At 77.0% G+C, this 1,806-nt stretch carries 2 protein-coding genes; one reads left to right on the forward strand and one right to left on the reverse strand.

Annotation, left to right across the window (positions count from 1 at the left end):
* Positions 1-225 precede the first annotated feature (225 nt).
* Positions 226-720 (reverse strand): hypothetical protein, encoded by a 495-nt coding sequence (locus ACFV1W_RS40545; protein WP_380422584.1) that lies wholly within the window; start codon positions 718-720, stop codon positions 226-228.
* A gap of 116 nt (positions 721-836) precedes the next feature.
* On the opposite strand from ACFV1W_RS40545, the gene ACFV1W_RS40550 reads away from it, so the two are divergent.
* Positions 837-1,730, forward strand: coding sequence for a hypothetical protein (locus tag ACFV1W_RS40550; protein WP_380422586.1), 894 nt, complete (start codon positions 837-839; stop codon positions 1,728-1,730).
* The last annotated feature ends 76 nt before the right edge of the window (positions 1,731-1,806 follow it).

The following is a 1,806-nucleotide window of genomic DNA, read 5'->3' on the forward strand; positions in this document are numbered from 1 at the left end:
GCCGGGCCGAGGCGACGAGGTGCTCGTGTCGTTCCCGGGCGGGCCGCCCGGCCGCCGGGTGTGGACGTCACGGTGGCCGGGCTCTGAGCGGCGGAGGGACGGACGCGGACGGAGGCCCCAGGGGAGGAGCCTCCGTCCGGCCCGCGTCCTGCCCCACCCGCTCCTCTTCTCACCCCGACCGGCTCGGCCAAACGGACCACAAGCGCAAAACGCGGCGGGCGATCCCTACCCGGCGCCGAGCCGGCGGTGGGCGCTCCGGACGATCTCGTGCCAGAACGGCACGGCGGACAGGTAACCACCGAGCGCGGCGAGCACGCCGAACGAGACGTCGACGCTCACCCGGCCCTGCTTGGCCCAGTAGACGTCCTGCAGGTCCAGCAGCAGCGCGAGCTCGTCGGTGATCAGGGCCGCGCCCGCGCCGTACACGGCGGCCACCGCCGGATGGCCGACCGCCGGCTCGTCGCCACGCACGGCCACCAGGCCGACCCCGGCCAGGGCCGCGATGCCGATGTTGTAGTGGTGCAGGTGCTTCCCGCCGGCCGAGATGTTGCCCCAGGGCAGCCAGCCGCCCCTGATCCCGTGGGTGATGAGGCGCACCGTGCCGAAGGTGGTGCCGAACGCCGCCCACATCACCACCAGTGACCGCTTGGTCGGCGTCAGGTGCTGGTCCGCCGCCCGCCGCCAGTCCTCCGCCAGCCGCGCGACTGTCGTTGCTCCCATGCCGTCGACCTCCGAGCCCTGTCCGGCCCCCACGCCCGACGCTAGCCGAAGTGCCGCTCACCCACCCGGCGGGCCTTGCCAGGCGTGCCGTCCGGACGGCCGGGTATCCGCCAGCCATGGCAGTCTTTCGCAGACCGGGGCGCTCCGAGCGACCGGGGCCTTCGGAGCCCGGCGCTTCGGGGACGAGCCCCCCCACGCACGAGCCGGCCCCCGGGGCGGGCGGGGCCGCCCCGGACACGAGTCTGGCCGCCGGCCTCGCCGAGCTGGTCGAACGGGCCGAGCGGCCGGGCGGGGCCTGGCAGGCCACCGAGTACCACGTCGAGCGGAGCCGCGCCCGGGGACTGGTGGCGAAGCTGGCAGGACTGCTCGGCAGCGGCGGCCGGGGCGCGGTGCTCGGCGGCAAGGCCCTCACCGAGCAGTTGGTGCGCGCGGCCCCGCGGATCCCGATCCGTGACCTCGCCACCCTGCGCGCGCAGCATCCCGGCGCCGAGGACCCCGAGCGCCTGGCGGACCTGCTGGTCGCCGGCGCCACCCGGGCCTCCGGCGCGCTCGGCGCGGGCGTGGGGGCGCTGGCGATGCTGCCCGTGCCGCCCGCGATACCGGTGGAGATCGCGGCCGAGACGCTCGCCGTGGCGGCGGTGGAGATCAAGCTGATCGCCGAGCTGCAGGAGGTCTACGGCGTCCCGGTACGGGGGAGCGGCCCACAGCGGACCGCGGCCTACCTGGCCGCCTGGGCCAACCGACGGGGGATCGACGCGAACCTGCTGGTCCGCCCGGCGGGCCTCGCTGCACTCGCCCTCGGGTCGGAGGTGCGCCAGCAGGTGCGCCGCCGGCTCACCCGCAGCTGGATGCGCCGGCTCCCGTCGGTGGTCCCGCTGTTCCTCGGCGCGGGCATCGGCGCGACGGTCAACCGGCGCGACACCCGGCGGCTGGCCGCGCAGGTCCGCGGCGACCTGCGCGGGCACCGGGCGGCCGACCTCGGCTACTGGACCGCGCCCGGCCGAGGCTGACCGCCGCGCCCGGGCCGACCGTCGCGCGTCGGGGCTTCTGAGCGCCGTCGTGGGCCGGCCCTCCGCGGAGAACGGC

Source organism: Kitasatospora sp. NPDC059648 (assembly GCF_042734825.1).
Classification (GTDB): Bacteria; Actinomycetota; Actinomycetes; order Streptomycetales; family Streptomycetaceae; genus Kitasatospora.

Excerpts from the sequence above, each read along its gene's own strand:
- ACFV1W_RS40545 (WP_380422584.1), bottom strand. The coding sequence starts at position 720 with ATGGGAGCAACGACAGTCGCGCGGCTGGCGGAGGACTGGCGGCGGGCG.
- ACFV1W_RS40550 (WP_380422586.1), top strand. The coding sequence starts at position 837 with ATGGCAGTCTTTCGCAGACCGGGGCGCTCCGAGCGACCGGGGCCTTCG.